The sequence below is a fragment of the Pseudomonas putida genome (assembly GCF_002741075.1).
GTDB classification, from domain to species: domain Bacteria; phylum Pseudomonadota; class Gammaproteobacteria; order Pseudomonadales; family Pseudomonadaceae; genus Aquipseudomonas; species Aquipseudomonas putida_T.
This window is the reverse complement of record NZ_CP016634.1, coordinates 4,847,875-4,862,824: the sequence shown is the minus strand read 5'-3', so window position 1 is coordinate 4,862,824 and position 14,950 is coordinate 4,847,875. Positions and strand designations below refer to the sequence as shown.

General features: G+C 65.5%; 13 protein-coding genes. 9 read left to right on the top strand and 4 right to left on the bottom strand.

All coding sequences use genetic code 11. The annotated features are described in order from the left end of the window. Positions 1 to 16 precede the first annotated feature (16 nt). On the bottom strand, positions 17 to 763 hold the full coding sequence (locus IEC33019_RS22700) for an NRDE family protein (protein WP_070092015.1): 747 nt from the start codon (positions 761 to 763) through the stop codon (positions 17 to 19). A gap of 130 nt (positions 764 to 893) precedes the next feature. Here IEC33019_RS22700 and IEC33019_RS22695 point away from each other — a divergent pair, with 130 nt between their 5' ends. The 3 genes from IEC33019_RS22695 to IEC33019_RS22685 are packed head-to-tail and all read left to right on the top strand — an operon-like array spanning position 894 to position 3,522. Continuing rightward, entirely contained in the window at positions 894 to 1,676 is a 783-nt protein-coding gene (locus IEC33019_RS22695) for a sulfite exporter TauE/SafE family protein (protein WP_070092014.1), read from the top strand. A gap of 16 nt (positions 1,677 to 1,692) precedes the next feature. Continuing rightward, positions 1,693 to 2,502 (top strand): prolipoprotein diacylglyceryl transferase, encoded by an 810-nt coding sequence (gene lgt / locus IEC33019_RS22690; RefSeq protein WP_070092013.1) that lies wholly within the window; start codon positions 1,693 to 1,695, stop codon positions 2,500 to 2,502. A gap of 48 nt (positions 2,503 to 2,550) precedes the next feature. Continuing rightward, a complete protein-coding gene (locus IEC33019_RS22685; RefSeq protein WP_070092012.1) occupies positions 2,551 to 3,522 on the top strand; it encodes a thymidylate synthase in 972 nt (323 codons plus the stop codon). A 109-nt stretch (positions 3,523 to 3,631) separates the two neighbouring features. Here IEC33019_RS22685 and cadR read toward each other — a convergent pair whose 3' ends face one another. Continuing rightward, positions 3,632 to 4,075 (bottom strand): Cd(II)/Pb(II)-responsive transcriptional regulator, encoded by a 444-nt coding sequence (gene cadR / locus IEC33019_RS22680; RefSeq protein WP_070092011.1) that lies wholly within the window; start codon positions 4,073 to 4,075, stop codon positions 3,632 to 3,634. Between the two features lie 112 nt (positions 4,076 to 4,187). Here cadR and IEC33019_RS22675 point away from each other — a divergent pair, with 112 nt between their 5' ends. The 6 genes from IEC33019_RS22675 (at position 4,188) to IEC33019_RS22650 (ending at position 12,150) form a co-directional block, all read left to right on the top strand. After that, the gene (locus IEC33019_RS22675) at positions 4,188 to 6,446 is read left to right on the top strand and encodes a heavy metal translocating P-type ATPase (RefSeq protein WP_070092010.1); all 2,259 of its coding nucleotides are present in this window, start codon (positions 4,188 to 4,190) and stop codon (positions 6,444 to 6,446) included. Between the two features lie 10 nt (positions 6,447 to 6,456). Further along, on the top strand, positions 6,457 to 7,326 hold the full coding sequence (locus IEC33019_RS22670) for a LysR family transcriptional regulator (RefSeq protein WP_070092009.1): 870 nt from the start codon (positions 6,457 to 6,459) through the stop codon (positions 7,324 to 7,326). Between the two features lie 279 nt (positions 7,327 to 7,605). Further along, positions 7,606 to 8,670, top strand: a complete 1,065-nt coding sequence (locus IEC33019_RS22665) for a putative 2-aminoethylphosphonate ABC transporter ATP-binding protein (RefSeq protein ID WP_070092008.1) — start codon at positions 7,606 to 7,608, stop codon at positions 8,668 to 8,670. A gap of 1 nt (position 8,671) precedes the next feature. Beyond that, positions 8,672 to 10,396, top strand: coding sequence for a putative 2-aminoethylphosphonate ABC transporter permease subunit (locus IEC33019_RS22660; protein ID WP_070092007.1), 1,725 nt, complete (start codon positions 8,672 to 8,674; stop codon positions 10,394 to 10,396). 30 nt (positions 10,397 to 10,426) lie between these two features. Then, a complete protein-coding gene (locus IEC33019_RS22655; RefSeq protein WP_099593935.1) occupies positions 10,427 to 11,452 on the top strand; it encodes a putative 2-aminoethylphosphonate ABC transporter substrate-binding protein in 1,026 nt (341 codons plus the stop codon). Between the two features lie 146 nt (positions 11,453 to 11,598). After that, entirely contained in the window at positions 11,599 to 12,150 is a 552-nt protein-coding gene (locus tag IEC33019_RS22650; RefSeq protein WP_070092005.1) for a phosphonate degradation HD-domain oxygenase, read from the top strand. Positions 12,151 to 12,182: 32 nt separating this feature from the next. Here IEC33019_RS22650 and IEC33019_RS22645 read toward each other — a convergent pair whose 3' ends face one another. Both IEC33019_RS22645 and IEC33019_RS22640 read right to left on the bottom strand, forming a co-directional pair. Further along, complete coding sequence (locus IEC33019_RS22645; RefSeq protein ID WP_070092004.1) at positions 12,183 to 13,547, bottom strand: GTPase/DUF3482 domain-containing protein; 1,365 nt, start codon at positions 13,545 to 13,547, stop codon at positions 12,183 to 12,185. Further along, positions 13,540 to 14,931: a DUF2868 domain-containing protein gene (locus IEC33019_RS22640; protein ID WP_070092003.1), complete on the bottom strand. Its 1,392-nt coding sequence runs from the start codon at positions 14,929 to 14,931 to the stop codon at positions 13,540 to 13,542. The genes IEC33019_RS22645 and IEC33019_RS22640 overlap by 8 nt, the downstream gene beginning before the upstream one ends. Positions 14,932 to 14,950 lie beyond the last annotated feature (19 nt).

The window sequence follows — 14,950 nt, the reverse complement described above, 5'->3', positions numbered from 1 at the left end:
GAGGCCGATACATTTGTCAGACCAGTAGTTCAACCTCTCCCAAGTGCCCGCCAAAGGGCCCGAAGCTGCGCTCGATGATGCGCCGCCGCCCTTGGTCATCGACCATCAATACCGTACTCGCCCGTGTTCCATAGTTCTGGCTGGCTATGAACACGCTCGACAGCAGCTTCTCGGTCGCCAATCCAACGCCTGTTTCGGGCAGATCGCTTTCGAGCGCCGGTTCGCCATCGGCCAACAACCCCAGCAAGCGATGAGGGTCTGGCGCCTCAAGCAGGCCCTGCAGCCCAGTGCGCGCCTTGACCAGCTTGGGCCACGGCGTATCCAACCCGGCATTGGACAGCCCGTATACCCCAGGCTCTAGCAGGCGCGGTGAGGCCTGGCGTGCATGCAGGTAGCCCAGTTGCCCGGCATCGCCTATCAGCAGATTGAAACCTGAGTACTGGCTGCTGCGGCTGGCCACCTGATCCAGGTAGGCCTCCACGCCCAGGTCCCCGCGCAGGTACGCCGCCACCAGCTCGCCGCGCGAGCGTGGCCCGAGTGGCTGCTGTGGGTCACGGATGTTGGTCAGCGCCGCAAAGCGCCCCTGAGGACCGATGCCCAGCCAGGTACCGCCGGCCTCCAGGTCGCGGCCGGCATGCACGCCTGGTGCGTCCTCCCAGGCGGCCAGAGCCTGGGTCGGGCGGGCGTAGAATTCGTCACGGTTGGCCGCGACGATCAGCGGCAGGGCGTGCCCCGGCCGCCAGGCGAAAACGATCAGGCACATAGCAGGGCCTCGGTTGTTTTGGCCACTCTACCCACTCGGCCTGCGTCTATCCATCACCTTACAGAGAGTTCACTAGAGCCGCGGGCCTGGCTTCCGCTACCATGGCGGATTGTTTCCATGGGGGCGACGAATGGAATTCGTACTCTATCTGCTGTTGGGTGCCTGCGCGGGTGTGCTGGCCGGGCTGTTCGGCGTGGGCGGTGGCATCATCATCGTGCCGGTTCTGGTGTTCAGTTTCACCCTGCAGGGCTTCGACCCGTCGGTGCTGACACACCTGGCGGTCGGCACGTCGCTGGCGACCATCGTCTTCACCTCGATCAACGCGGTGCTGGAGCACCAGCGCAAGGGCGCGGTGCAATGGCCGATCTTCGCCTGGATGACCGTGGGGATCCTGCTCGGCGCGCTGATCGGAGCCAAGACCGCCTCGCTGATCCAAGGCCCGATACTGCAGAAGATCATCGGCGTGTTTGCCCTGGTGATCGCCGCGCAGATGGCTCTGGACCTCAAGCCCAAGGCCAGCCGCGGCATTCCCGGCAAGCCTGGCCTGACCGCTGCGGGCAGCGTGATCGGCTGGGCGTCGGCGATCTTCGGTATCGGTGGTGGTTCGCTGACCGTGCCGTTCCTGACCTGGCGTAGTCTGCCGATGCAGCAGGCCGTGGCGACTTCGTCGGCCTGTGGTTTGCCGATTGCCGTGGCCAGCGCCCTGAGCTTCATGTGGTTGGGCTGGAACGAGCAGCACCTGCCGGCCCACAGCGTCGGTTACGTCTATCTCCCCGCGCTGGTGGGCATCGCCGTGACCAGCATGTTCTTCGCCCGATTCGGTGCACGCCTGGCGCACAGGCTGTCGCCGCGTTTGCTCAAGCGTCTGTTCGCCGCGCTGCTGTTCTGCGTTGGTCTGAGCTTTTTGATTTAACCCGAGAGGAATGACAATGCTGCCTTACCCGCAGATCGACCCCGTGGCCGTGGCCATCGGGCCGCTGAAAATCCACTGGTACGGCCTGATGTACCTGATCGGCATCGGCGGCGCCTGGCTGCTGGCTTCACGCCGGTTGAACCGCTTCGACCCCACCTGGACCCGCGAGAAACTCTCGGACCTGGTGTTCTGGCTGTCCATGGGGGTGATCGTCGGCGGGCGCCTGGGCTACGTGTTGTTCTATGACCTGCACCAGTACCTGGCCAATCCGACGTTGATCTTCGAAGTCTGGAAGGGCGGCATGTCGTTCCACGGCGGCTTCATCGGCGTGATGCTGGCGGCGCTGTGGTTCGGCAAGCGCAACAACAAGTCGTTCTTCGAGCTGATGGATTTCGTCGCACCGCTGGTGCCGATCGGCCTGGGCGCCGGGCGTATCGGCAACTTCATCAACGCCGAGCTGTGGGGCAAGGCCACCGACCTGCCCTGGGCAATGGTCTTCCCGCCGTTCAGCGACCCGGCCCAGTTGCCGCGTCACCCGTCGCAGCTGTACCAGTTCGCCCTCGAAGGTGTGGCATTATTCGTCATCCTTTGGCTGTACTCGCGTAAACCGCGTCCGACCATGGCTGTTTCCGGCATGTTCGCGCTGTTCTACGGCATTTTCCGCTTCATCGTGGAGTTCGTGCGGGTACCCGATGCCCAACTGGGCTACATCGCCTTCGGCTGGTTGACCATGGGTCAGTTGCTCTGCGTGCCGATGATCGTCGGTGGCATCTTCCTGATTTGGTGGGCCTACAACCGCAAACCCACGGCCAAGGCCACCGTTTGACTCTCACGGCAGGGGCGATCCCCCTGCCGTTCTTGCTACAGGTAAGCCATGAAACAGTATCTAGACCTGGTCCGCGACGTCATCGAGAACGGTACGTTGCAGGAAAACCGCACCGGCATCCGCACCATCAGCCTGCCGGGCGCCATGCTGCGTTTCGACCTGCAGAAGGGCTTCCCGGCCGTCACCACACGCAAGCTGGCGTTCAAGTCGGCGATCGGCGAGATGGTGGGCTTTCTGCGCGGCGTGAGGAACGCCGGGCAGTTCCGTGAACTGGGCTGCAAGGTCTGGGACCAGAACGCCAACGAGAACGCTCAGTGGCTGGCCAACCCGTTCCGCCAGGGCCATGACGACCTGGGTGAGATCTACGGCGTGCAATGGCGCCAGTGGCCGGGCTACAAGCGCATCCCGCTGAGCAACCCAGCGGCCATCGAGATGGCCGAGAAGCAGGGCTTTCGCAAGATCGCCCAAGACGAGGAAGGCGGCCAGGCGTTCGTCATCCTGTACAAGGCCATCGACCAGGTGCGCCAGTGCCTGGACACCATCGCCAACGACCCGGGCAGCCGCCGCATCCTGTTCCACGGCTGGAACTGCGCCCAGCTCGATGAGATGGCCCTGCCGCCATGCCACCTGTTGTATCAGTTCCACCCCAATGTCGAGACCAAGGAAATTTCCCTGACGCTCTACATCCGCTCCAACGACCTGGGCCTTGGCACACCGTTCAACCTCACCGAAGGTGCAGCGCTGCTGTCGCTGTTCGGCCGCCTGACCGGCTACACCCCGCGCTGGTTCACCTACTTCATCGGCGACGCCCATGTGTATGAAAACCACCTGGACATGCTGAACGAGCAGATGAAGCGCGAGCCACTGGCGGCGCCGAAGCTGGTGATCAGCGATCGCGTGCCGGCGTTCGCCGAGACCGGCAAGTACGAGCCCGAGTGGCTGGAGAAGATCGAGCCAAGCGACTTCTGGCTGGAAGGGTACGAGCACCATGCGCCGATGACCGCGCCGATGGCGGTCTGACCCTGGGATGGCTGGGGCTGCTTCGCAGCCCATTGCAGGCTTCTTCCGCAGGGGCAGCGGCGTTCTTGAGCACGTCGGGAAACTCGCGAATGCAATTGCAGCAGGCCCCTCAATGCCCGTGGCTGCGGCCCACGTGGGAATGCTCAGCTTCGGGTACTGCTACCGCCCCGTTCGTCTCCAACTGCTGAAGGATCGCGCACTCCGATCCTTTGGCATTGCACTGTTGGCGCAACTCCACCAGCTGCGCCTGCAGCGCCATCAACCCGTCGATTCTCGCCTGCACATGCTCGATATGTTCGTCGATCAGCGCATTGACGCTGCCGCACGAATCGTCGGGGCTGTCGCGCAGGCGCAGCAGGCTGCGGATCTCGTCCAGTGTCATGTCCAGGGTGCGGCAGTTGCGGATGAAGGTCAGGCGCTCCACATGGGCCTGGGTGTATTGCCGATAGTTGCCTTCGCTGCGGGCGGGCGCCGGCAGTAGCTGCTCGCGCTCGTAGTAGCGGATGGTCTCCACGGCGCACTCGGTGGCCTTGGCCAGTTCTCCGATCTTCATGGCAATCTCCAGAAAAGGGGCTTGACCCTATAGTGGCTACAGGGTGTTCACTTGGCAACAACCCACTCTGTGAATACCTGCAGAGGTCAGCGCTCACGTTAAGGATGATTCCATGAACCAGCCTGTCAGCCCCGAACACCAGCATGATCACGCCCATAATCACGATCATGGCGACCACGGACATGGCCATGACACCCATGCCCACAGCTGCTGCGGCGCCAGCGCCGCGCCAGCCATGGTGCAACTGACCGACAAGGCCAGTGACCAGGCGCGGCTCAGCCGTTTCCGCATCCAGGCCATGGACTGCCCGACCGAGCAGAGCCTGATCCAGGACAAGCTCGGCAAGCTGGCGGGCATCGAGCAGCTGGAATTCAACTTGATCAACCGCGTGCTTGGCGTTCGCCACACCCTGGACGGCACCGCCCAGATCGAGCAGGCCATCGACTGCCTGGGGATGAAGGCCGAGCCCTTGAGCGGTGAAGACCAGGACGCCCCGGCTGCCCCCCAGACCCACAAGACCCGCTGGTGGCCGCTGGCGTTGTCCGGTGTGGCGGCGATCGCCGCGGAGTTGGTGCACTTCTCCGGCAAGGCGCCGGAGTGGGTGGTGGCGGTGCTGGCGCTGGCGGCCATCCTCGGTTGCGGCCTGGGCACCTACAAAAAGGGCTGGATCGCCCTGAAGAACCGCAATCTCAACATCAATGCGCTGATGAGCATCGCCGTGACCGGTGCCGTGCTGATCGGCCAATGGCCGGAAGCGGCCATGGTCATGGTGTTGTTCACCGTCGCCGAGCTGATCGAGGCGCGTTCACTGGATCGCGCCCGTAATGCTATCGGTGGGCTGATGCAACTGAGCCCTGACCTGGCCACGGTGCAACAGGCCGACGGCCAGTGGCGCGAGGTCGAGGTGCGTGACGTGGCTATCGGCGCCTTGGTGCGTGTGCGCCCGGGTGAGCGTATCGGTCTGGATGGAGAGGTCGTCAGCGGGCAGTCGAGTGTCGATCAGGCGCCGATCACCGGCGAAAGTCTGCCGGTCGAGAAGACCGTTGGCGACAAGCTGTTCGCCGGCACCATCAACCAGGCCGGGGCCCTGGAGTACCGAGTCACTGCCGCGGCTGGCCAGTCGACCTTGGCGCGCATCATCAAAGCCGTCGAAGAGGCCCAGGGCGCTCGGGCGCCGACCCAGCGCTTCGTCGATCAGTTCTCGCGCATCTACACCCCGGCAGTGTTCGCGGTGGCCCTGGCGGTGGCGATCATCCCACCGTTGTTCATGGCAGGCGCCTGGTTCGATTGGATCTACCGCGCGCTGGTCCTGCTGGTGGTGGCCTGCCCGTGCGCCCTGGTGATCTCCACGCCGGTGACCATTGTCAGTGGTCTGGCAGCGGCGGCGCGCAAGGGCATCCTGATCAAGGGCGGCGTGTACCTCGAAGGCGGGCGCAAGTTGGACTTCTTGGCCCTGGACAAGACCGGCACCATCACCCACGGCAAACCGGTGCAAACCGACAGCAAGGTGCTCGACCCCCTGTTCGAAGACCGTGCCCAGGCGTTTGCGGCAAGCCTGGCGGCGCGCTCCGACCACCCGGTGTCGGGCGCCATCGCCAAGCACGCCCAGGCGCAGGCCATGGAACTGAGCGACGTGCGCGAGTTCACCGCCCTGGCCGGTCGCGGTGTGCGGGGGGAGATCGACGGCACGCTGTATCACCTGGGCAACCATCGCCTGGTCGAAGAGTTGGGCCTGTGCTCGCCGGCACTGGAAGCCGAACTGGACCAGCTCGAACGCCAGGGCAAGACCGTGGTGCTGCTGCTCGACGGCTCCGGCCCGCTGGCGCTGTTCGCCGTGGCGGACACGGTCAAGGACAGCAGCCGCCAGGCTATTGCCGAGTTGCATGCGCTGGGTATCAAGACTGTCATGCTGACCGGTGATAATCCTCACACCGCCCAGGCCATCGCCGCCCAAGTGGGTATCGACCGCGCAGAGGGCAACCTGCTGCCGGCGGACAAGCTCGGCAGCATCGAGGCGCTGTATGGCCAAGGTCATCGTGTCGGCATGGTCGGCGATGGCATCAACGATGCGCCAGCCCTGGCCCGCGCCGAGATCGGCTTCGCCATGGCGGCGGCCGGCACCGACACGGCCATCGAGACCGCCGACGTGGCGCTGATGGATGACGACTTGCGCAAAATCCCAGCCTTCGTCAGGCTGTCGCGCCAAAGTGCGGCGATCCTGACGCAGAACATCGTTCTGGCGCTGGGCATCAAGGCGATTTTCCTGGCGATCACCTTTGCCGGAATGGCGACCATGTGGATGGCAGTGTTCGCCGACATGGGCGTGAGCCTGCTGGTGGTGTTCAACGGCTTGCGCCTGCTGCGCAAATAGAGGTAATCCGATGCTGAGCGCCGAGCTCAAAGCCTTCTACATGGTGGCCCGCCTGGGCAGTATCACCTTGGCCGCGAAGAAGCTCGGGCTCAGCCAGCCCACGGTGACCACGCAGATCCGTAACCTGGAGAGCCAGTACGCGGTGGAGCTGTTCTACCGGGGCGGTCGGCGCCTGGTGCTGAGCGAGGAGGGTGCGCGGCTGTTGCCGATGGTCAAGGCGCTGCTGCAACAGGAAGCCGACATCGAGTTCGAACTGCGCAACAGTGGCCAGGCCCAGGGCGGTTTGCGCATTGCCGCCACCGCGCCCTATTACATCCTCGATCTGGTGAAGATCTTCCGCGAGCGCCTGCCCCAGGTGGAGCTGACTGTGGAGATCGGCAACTCCCAGCAGGTGCTTGAGATGCTCGAGGACTACCGGGTGGATATCGCCGCCTCGTCGCAATTGGTGGAGGACAACCGCCTGGTGCGTCGCGTGCTGGGTAGCGACCCGCTGGTGGTGGCAGTGCACCGCAATCACCCGCTGGCCCACCGCGAGGCCGTGTCCATCGACGCACTGGCCGGGCATTGCCTGCTGATGCGCGAACCCGGTTCGACCACGCGCAAGCTGACCGAGCGCATGCTCGAGGAGGCCGGGGTCAACGGTGGGGCGCTGCTGGAGATCGGCAGCCGTGAATCGATCCGCGAGGCGGTGCTGCGCAACATCGGCATCAGCATCATTGCCCGCCATGAAGTACCGCATAACCCTGAGCTGCGGGTGCTGACGCTGGAAAACGCACCGGTGATGCACGAGTACCTGTACTGCCTCAAGGAGCGGCGCCAGGCCAGGTTGCCGGCGGCCTTCCTCGGTGTGGCGCAAGAGGTGGCGGGGTCGCAATTCTAGATCGGTGTTGGCTTCTTCGCGGGTAAACCCGCTCCCACAGGGATTGCGCTGAATCCTATACACGCCAGCCACATAACCTCCCGGAGATTGCGCTGAACCCTGTGGGCGTGGGGTTCCCAGGTGTTGCGCTGAACCCTGTGTGCGGGTTTACCCGCGAAAGGGCCGTTGAGCTCACTACAAAAATCTGTGAATGGCACTATCGGCAACTTTTGTTTCCCAGCCACATAACCTTCGCATTGAGTTCCTAGCATGGCCCCATCTGTTCGATGAGGCCCTGTCATGAACAACGCCATCCCCACCCCGGGCGCACAAATGAAAGTGCGCAATATCCACAAGCGTTTCGGCGCCTTCACGGCGCTCAACGATGTCTCCCTGGACATTGCCGCCGGTGAGCTGGTCTGTCTGCTCGGCCCATCGGGTTGTGGCAAGACCACCCTGCTGCGCTGCATCGCTGGCCTGGAGCGCCAGGACCGGGGCGAGCTGTACATCGGCGAGCGCGACATCTCTGTCTTGCCGCCCCAGGCCCGTGACTACGGCATTTTGTTCCAGTCCTATGCGCTGTTCCCCAACCTCACCGTCGAAGCCAACATCGCCTATGGCCTGACCGGCAGCAGTCGCGAGCAGGCCCGCCATCGCGTGGCCGAAATGCTCCAACTGGTCGGGCTTTCCGGCAGCGAGAAGAAGTACCCCGGCCAGCTGTCCGGCGGCCAGCAGCAGCGTGTGGCCCTGGCCCGTGCCCTGGCGCCGTCGCCTTCGCTGCTGTTGCTCGATGAGCCCATGTCGGCCCTCGATGCGCGTGTTCGTGAGCACCTGTGCACCGAGTTGCGCCAACTGCAGCGCCAGTTGGGCATCACCACCCTGATGGTGACCCACAACCAGGACGAAGCCATGTTGATGGCCGACCGCATCGCCGTGATGAACAACGGCCAGGTTGAGCAGTACGCCACCCCGCAGGAAATCTACGACCAGCCCGCTACCCCATTCGTGGCCGAGTTCGTCGGCCAGGGCAACTGGCTGCCGTTCCAGCGCAGCGGTGACAGCCATGCCCAGGTAGGGGGGATGAGCATGCGTCTGGCCCCTGGGACGATGCATAGCGGCAGCGGCCGGCTGTTCTGCCGTCCGGAGGCGATCACCGTCAATCCGGTGGTGCATGAGGAGAATCTGTTCCCGGCCATGGTCCAGGAGATCACCTTCCTGGGTAACCGCTGCCGCATGAGTTTCGAACTCAAGGCCCTGCCAGGCCATTCACTGCTGGCGGAGCTGGCACCGGAGGCCATGCCGCGCCTGGGCTCCCAGGATATCTGGGTGGCCTTGCCGCCGCGCAGCCTGCAGGTCTTTGCCTGAGATGGCCGCGCCCATGTCCGTCGCGATCCCCCAGAGCAAGGCCGCGCCACGCAGTGGTGTCGCCCTGGGCGATCGACTCTTCGTGGTCGGCGGCAAGAGCCTGCTGCTGGTCCTGCTCATCCTCGCCGTGCTGATGCCGCTGCTGGCGATCTTCTGGCGTGGCTTCAGTGGCGAAGCCGGTCAGGGTGGCGGCCTGATCGCGGCCCGCGAACTGTTCGCCAGTGCGAATTTCCACTGGTTGCTGGGTAACAGTCTCAAGGTGGCGTTCAGTGTGGCAGCGATCGTCGTGCCGTTGGCCTATCTGTTTGCCTATGCCCTGCAACGGACGCTGATTCCCGCCAAGGGGCTGTGGCGGGGTATCTCCCTGCTGCCGCTGCTGGCACCCTCGATGCTGCCGGCGATCGCGCTGGTCTACCTGTTCGGCAACCAGGGCCTGCTGCGCGGGCTGCTGACCGACAACGTCTATGGCTTCTGGGGCATCGTGCTGGGCGAGGCGATCTACACCTTCCCCCATGCACTGATGATCCTGCTGTCGGCCTTGTCGCTGGCGGATGCGCGTCTGTTCGACGCTGCATCGAGCATGGGGGCAGGGCCCTGGCGCGCGTTTCGCAGCATCACCTGGCCGGGTACGCGCCAGGCGGTGTTTGCCGCGTTCTGCCTGGTCTTCACCCTGACCATCACCGACTTCGGCGTGCCGGTCGTGGTGGGTGGCGACTATCAAGTACTGGCGCTGGAAGCCTACAAGGCGGTGGTCGGCCAGCAGCAGTTCGGGCGGGGGGCGTTGATCGGCATGGTGCTGCTGGTGCCGGCGTTGCTGAGCTTTACCGTCGATGCCTGGCTGCGCCGACGCCAGGGGGATGCCATGAGCGGCCGTGCCCAGGTGTTCCAGCCCCAGCCGTCGCGCCGTCGTGATGCGTGCTTCCTGGCGATCGTGCTGCTGATCTGCGCAGTGCTGCTGCTGGTCGTCGGCATGGCGGTGTACTCCTCCCTGGTCAAGTTCTGGCCGTACAACCTGTCGCTGTCGTTCAAGCACTATATGTTCGACGACACCGCCGGTGGCGGCTGGCTGGCCTACCGCAACAGCGTGACCATGGCGCTGGCCACGGCGCTGATCGGCAGCTTCGTGATCTTCACCGGGGCCTACCTGATGGAGAAGACCCAGGGTCAGCGCCTGCTCAACCAGTCCCTGCGCCTGTTGAGTTTCATCCCCATGGCGGTGCCGGGGTTGGTCCTGGGATTGGGCTACGTGTTCTTCTTCAACCTCAATGGCAACCCGCTGCATGTGTTCTACGGCGGCATGGCGCTGCTGGTGGTGTGCACCATCGCCCATTACCTGACCACCGCGCAAATGACCGCCACCACCGCCCTGCGCCAGCTCGACGGTGAGTTCGAAGCTGCTGCGCTGTCGCTCAAGGCGCCGCTGTACAAGCACTTCGTGCGGGTCACCGTACCGATCTGCCTGCCGGCGCTGCTGGACATCATTCGCTACCTGTTCGTCTCGGCGATGACCACTGTGTCGGCGGCGATCTTCCTGTACAGCCCAGACACCATCCTCGCTGCCGTCGCTGTGCTGAACATGGACGACGCCGGCAATGTGGGCGGCGCCGCCGCCATGTCGACCCTGATCCTGCTGACCAGCGCGACCGCTTCGCTGCTGCTGGCCGGTGCTTCCCGCGGCTTGCTGCGCCGCTCCCAGGCCTGGCGCCAACGCGCGCCTGGCCATTGACCGACTGCCAACCCTGTAAGGAACCGCATCATGTTCAAGCCCCTCGCACTTGTCGCTGCCGTATCCGCCGTGTTCAGCCTGCAGGCTTCGGCCGCCGCGACTCAACTGACGGTGTACACCGCCCTGGAAGCCGAGCAGCTCAAGAGCTACAAACAGGCCTTCGAGAAGGCCAACCCGGACATCGAGATCAAGTGGGTGCGTGACTCCACCGGCATCATCACTGCCAAGCTGCTGGCCGAAAAAGACCGCCCACAAGCGGACGCGGTGTGGGGCCTGGCCGCCTCCAGCCTGGCCATTCTCGACCAGAACGGCATGCTCGAAGCCTATGCGCCAAAGGACCTGGGCAAGATCTCCGCCAACTACCGCGATGCCGCCAACCCGCCGGCTTGGGTCGGCATGGACGTATGGGCCGCGACCATCTGCTTCAACACCATCGAGGCCGAGAAGCAGGGGCTGAGCAAGCCGGTGAGCTGGCAGGACCTGACCAAGCCTGAATACAAGGGCAAGATCGTCATGCCGAACCCGGCTTCGTCCGGCACCGGCTTCCTGGATGTCAGTGCCTGGCTGCAGACCTTCGGCGAGCCTCAGGGCTGGGCCTACATGGACGCGTTGCACCAGAACATCGGACAGTACGTCCACTCCGGCTCAAAGCCGTGCAAGCTGGCGGCGGCCGGTGAGTTCCCGATCGGCATCTCCTTCGAGTACCCGGCCGTGCAGCTCAAGCGCCAGGGCGCGCCACTGGACATCGTCCTGCCCAAGGAAGGCCTGGGCTGGGAAATCGAAGCCACCGCCGTCATCAAGGGTTCGCCGAAGGCCGATGCCGCCAAGCGCCTGGCCGACTTCTCGGCAAGCCCAGCGGCCATGGAGCTGTACAAGGAGAACTTCGCCGTGCTCGCCGCCCCTGGCATCGCCAAGCCGCAAACCGAACTGCCGGCGGACTACGAGCAGCGCCTGATCAAGAACGACTTCGCCTGGGCCTCGAAGAACCGTGACGAGATCCTGAGCGAATGGCGCAAGCGCTATGACGGTAAGTCGGAGAAAGTCGCACAGCAGTAATCGCGGCTAGTCTATGCGAGGGCCGTCGGCCCTCGTTCGCGGCACAAGGCCGCTCCTGCCGGGATTACGCGTCCTCTGTGGGCGCGGCCTTGTGCCGCGATGGGCCGCGTGGCGGCCCCTTGCCCAATGAATCTCTGGAGCCGCCAATGCCCAACCCTCAACAGATCATCCACACCACCTTCGCCCTTTACGAGCGCCACGGCGCCGACGACTACATCGGCGAGGCGATTACCCAGATCGAGCACATGTCCCAGGCCGCCCAACTGGCCATGGCCGAGGGCTTCGACGATGAAGTGGTGCTGGCCGCGTTTTTCCACGACATCGGCCATCTGTGCGGCGAGGGCGAAGGCGACATGGGCGGCTATGGGGTGGTCAGCCACGAACGTATCGGGGCCGAGTACCTGCGTCGCTGCGGTTTCGGCGAGCGCATGGCGCGGCTGGTGCAGTACCACGTCGAGGCCAAGCGCTACCTGACCTTGCGCCAGCCGGGCTACTACGAGCGGCTGAGCGAGGCGAGCCGGCGGACCCTGGAGTATCAAGGCGGGGTGATGAACGATGCCGAGGCCGATGCCTTCGAGCGGGACCCGTTGTTCAAGGTCAGCCTGCGTATGCGTGAGTGGGACGAGATGGCCAAGGAGGTCGGGGTGCCGGTGATCGACCTGGCGCTGCTCAAGGAAAAGGCCCAGGCATTGCTCTGAAGGGCCCTTCGCGGGTTTACCCGCGAAGGGATCTACAGCTCGTTCACCAGGGCGTCGAGTTGCGCCTGTCGCTCGGCCTGGTTGACCCGCGCTCCTGGGTTGAGCGTCGACCACTGCGGGTGCGCCCGGGCGCGCTTGAGGGCCTCGGGCAGCTTGCCCTCACGCCAGGCTTTTTCATCCAGCTCACCGAGGCGGATGCTGTCTTGCGCGGCATGCCCGCGACTGTCCAGCGCCGTCATCAGCTGCTGTTGGCGCAGCGCCAGCAGGCGCAGCACCGTGTCGTCCACGGTCAACTCGCGCTGGCCCTTGAGCTTGCCCATCAAGCGCGAGCCATAGTTGCGTGCCGTTTGCAGCGCGCCGCCGGCAATGGCCCCGGCCAGGGCGGCGGCGCCCAGGGTCAGGCCGCCCACCAGCAGGTCCACACCAGCACCTGCGGCAGCACCGGCCGCCACGCCGCTGCCCAGGCGCACGCCGAGCAGCTTCAGGGTCTCTGGGTTGAACAGGTCATCCCCCCAGCGCCCGTCGAGCAAGGGCAGGTCGCCGGCATGGGCGTCGTCGCGACGGAAGGCATAGAGCTTGAGCAGCGCTTCGACACAACGTTGCTCACGTTGGCGCACCTCGTGACGCAGGGCTTCGATGGCCTGGGCTTCGGCGGCCGGCTCCGCGTCGACACTGCGTCGGCAGGCGGCGCAGTCAAGCAGCAGCTCGGCGATCAGGCGCTTGGCGCTTTGCCGGCGTGCCTTGCGCTGGGCCTGCTGGTCCTCGACCAGGCGTTGCAGGGCGGGGCGGGCGTCTTCGAGCAGCAAGGCCAGGCTCTCGTACAGACGGCGCTCGCCATCCTCGGGCGGTGCCACGCTGTCGAAACGCACCAGAGCGTGCAGGCCCAGGCGGGCCAGGGCTTCGCGCCACTGGGGCTCGCGATGCTGCTGGCTGGCGACGAAGTTCAGCACGGGCAGCAAGGGCTTGCCGCAACTGGCCAGCACCTCCAACTCGTCGCGGTACTTGGCCAGCACCGGCTCGCGGGCATCGATCACATAGAGCCCAGCATCGCTCGCCAGCAGTTGGCGCAGGACCTTGGCTTCCTGCTCGAAACGCTGGCGCGCCTCGCTGCCTTGGAGAAACCGCTCCAGCCGTGCCGGGCCGTCGAGGCGTTCGCCGGGGCGCTCCAGGCGCTCCAGATAGTCGAGTAGGGCGATGGCATCTTCCAGGCCGGGCGTGTCGTACAGCTCCAGCAGCGGCTCGCCGTCCACCGACAGGCGTGCGCCCTCCACGTGACGGGTGGTGCTGGGGCGGTGGGAGACTTCGCCGAAGCTGACGTCACGGGTCAAGGTGCGCAGCAGGGAGGTCTTGCCGACATTGGTATGACCGACCACGGCCAGCTTCAGGGGCTCAGTCATGGCCGTGCTCCAACCAGGTCAGGGGTGAGGTGTCGGCGTGGGGCAGGCCGAGGCGGTCCAGGGCGTCATGCCAGTCGCCCAGGCGCTCGGCATCCAGCGGCTCGCCCGGCAGGGCCTGAAGCAGCCAGATGCGCGTCGCCCCTGCATTGCGGGCCAACTCCGCGAGCAGGGCGAGGCTGCCGCGATCAGGTGAGCGACGGGGGTCGCAGGCGATGGCCAGGCGCGCCGGCGGGAAGCGGCTCAGTTGCTCCAGCAGCTTGTTACGCGACTCGCGGCTGTCCAGCACACCTGCGTTGGCCACCTGCTTGGGCAGGCTGGGTGGCCAGGGACGCTGGTCATCCAGCTCCAGACCCACCAGCAGGGCGCCGCCCTCCTGGACATCCATTTGGCCGGCCTGAAACTGCGGCAGGGAGTGGGGAGCTGCGTCCTGCACGCCGAGGCGTTCGCTGCTGGGCATCAATACCTCGCGCAGGTGGCTGTATCCGGGCAGGTTCAGGTCCAGGTCCAGGCGTTCGCGGCCCTGGCGCCAGCGCCACAGGCACAGCAAGGCCAGCAGCAGGCGCGGCAGCAATCCGTACACCAGCACCACGCCGAGCAGCCAGCTGGCCCAGGCCTGGCGGGCCAGGTCGAGCGCGGGCAGGGTGTCGCCGCTGGCGCGGATCAGGGCTTCGTCGGGCACGGAGAAGCCCAGCAGCGAGGGCAGTGCGCCGAGGGCCTGGGTCAGGTGGATGAACGGTTCGGCGGCGAGCAGGGTGGTTTCCCAGACGAAGCCGTAGCGACGGGTAGCCAGCAACGCCAGGAGCATGCCCAGTGCGGCGAGCATCGCCAGCAGCCACAGGCCATGCACCAGCGCGCCGAGCAGCCAGCGGTTCAGCCGTTGGCGTTGCAGCATCACCAGCAGGGCCGGGGCCAGGTGTGCGGCCTGGGCATCGCGGGCCAGGCGTTCGCTGAGCCAGAGCCACAAACGGCCAAGGCCGGCGCCATGCTCGCCCGCCAGCAACAGGCCGGCGGCCCAGCCCAGCAGCATCAGAAGGTTCAGCCCGAGCAGGCTGCCCAGGGCCCAGAACACATTCACCGGGCGCTGACCGTCACCCAGGGCCGCCAGGCCTAGGCCGGCGCCACTGAGAACGGCCAGTACCATCAGGGCCAGCAAGGCCAGGCGCGCACCCTGTTTCCAATGGCGCAGGGCCTGGGCCATGCCGTCGCGTTCGGCCAGCCAGAGGGCGCGCGTTTCGATGCGCGCCGCCAGGTCACCGCCTTGTTGCCGGGCGCGGCGATTGGCTTCCTGGTCCTCCAGGGGGCCGGCCTGTTCCTCGCGCAGGCGCACCGCTTCGGTGAGCCAGCGTTTGTCGAATAGGGTGGGTGCAGTCACGAGCTCTTCCATTGCACAAGTCAGGGCAAAG

Coding starts and splice junctions, on each gene's coding strand:
- IEC33019_RS22700 (WP_070092015.1), bottom strand. CDS start 763: ATGTGCCTGATCGTTTTCGCCTGGCGGCCGGGGCACGCCCTGCCGCTG.
- IEC33019_RS22695 (WP_070092014.1), top strand. CDS start 894: ATGGAATTCGTACTCTATCTGCTGTTGGGTGCCTGCGCGGGTGTGCTG.
- lgt (WP_070092013.1), top strand. CDS start 1,693: ATGCTGCCTTACCCGCAGATCGACCCCGTGGCCGTGGCCATCGGGCCG.
- IEC33019_RS22685 (WP_070092012.1), top strand. CDS start 2,551: ATGAAACAGTATCTAGACCTGGTCCGCGACGTCATCGAGAACGGTACG.
- cadR (WP_070092011.1), bottom strand. CDS start 4,075: ATGAAGATCGGAGAACTGGCCAAGGCCACCGAGTGCGCCGTGGAGACC.
- IEC33019_RS22675 (WP_070092010.1), top strand. CDS start 4,188: ATGAACCAGCCTGTCAGCCCCGAACACCAGCATGATCACGCCCATAAT.
- IEC33019_RS22670 (WP_070092009.1), top strand. CDS start 6,457: ATGCTGAGCGCCGAGCTCAAAGCCTTCTACATGGTGGCCCGCCTGGGC.
- IEC33019_RS22665 (WP_070092008.1), top strand. CDS start 7,606: ATGAACAACGCCATCCCCACCCCGGGCGCACAAATGAAAGTGCGCAAT.
- IEC33019_RS22660 (WP_070092007.1), top strand. CDS start 8,672: ATGGCCGCGCCCATGTCCGTCGCGATCCCCCAGAGCAAGGCCGCGCCA.
- IEC33019_RS22655 (WP_099593935.1), top strand. CDS start 10,427: ATGTTCAAGCCCCTCGCACTTGTCGCTGCCGTATCCGCCGTGTTCAGC.
- IEC33019_RS22650 (WP_070092005.1), top strand. CDS start 11,599: ATGCCCAACCCTCAACAGATCATCCACACCACCTTCGCCCTTTACGAG.
- IEC33019_RS22645 (WP_070092004.1), bottom strand. CDS start 13,547: ATGACTGAGCCCCTGAAGCTGGCCGTGGTCGGTCATACCAATGTCGGC.
- IEC33019_RS22640 (WP_070092003.1), bottom strand. CDS start 14,931: ATGGAAGAGCTCGTGACTGCACCCACCCTATTCGACAAACGCTGGCTC.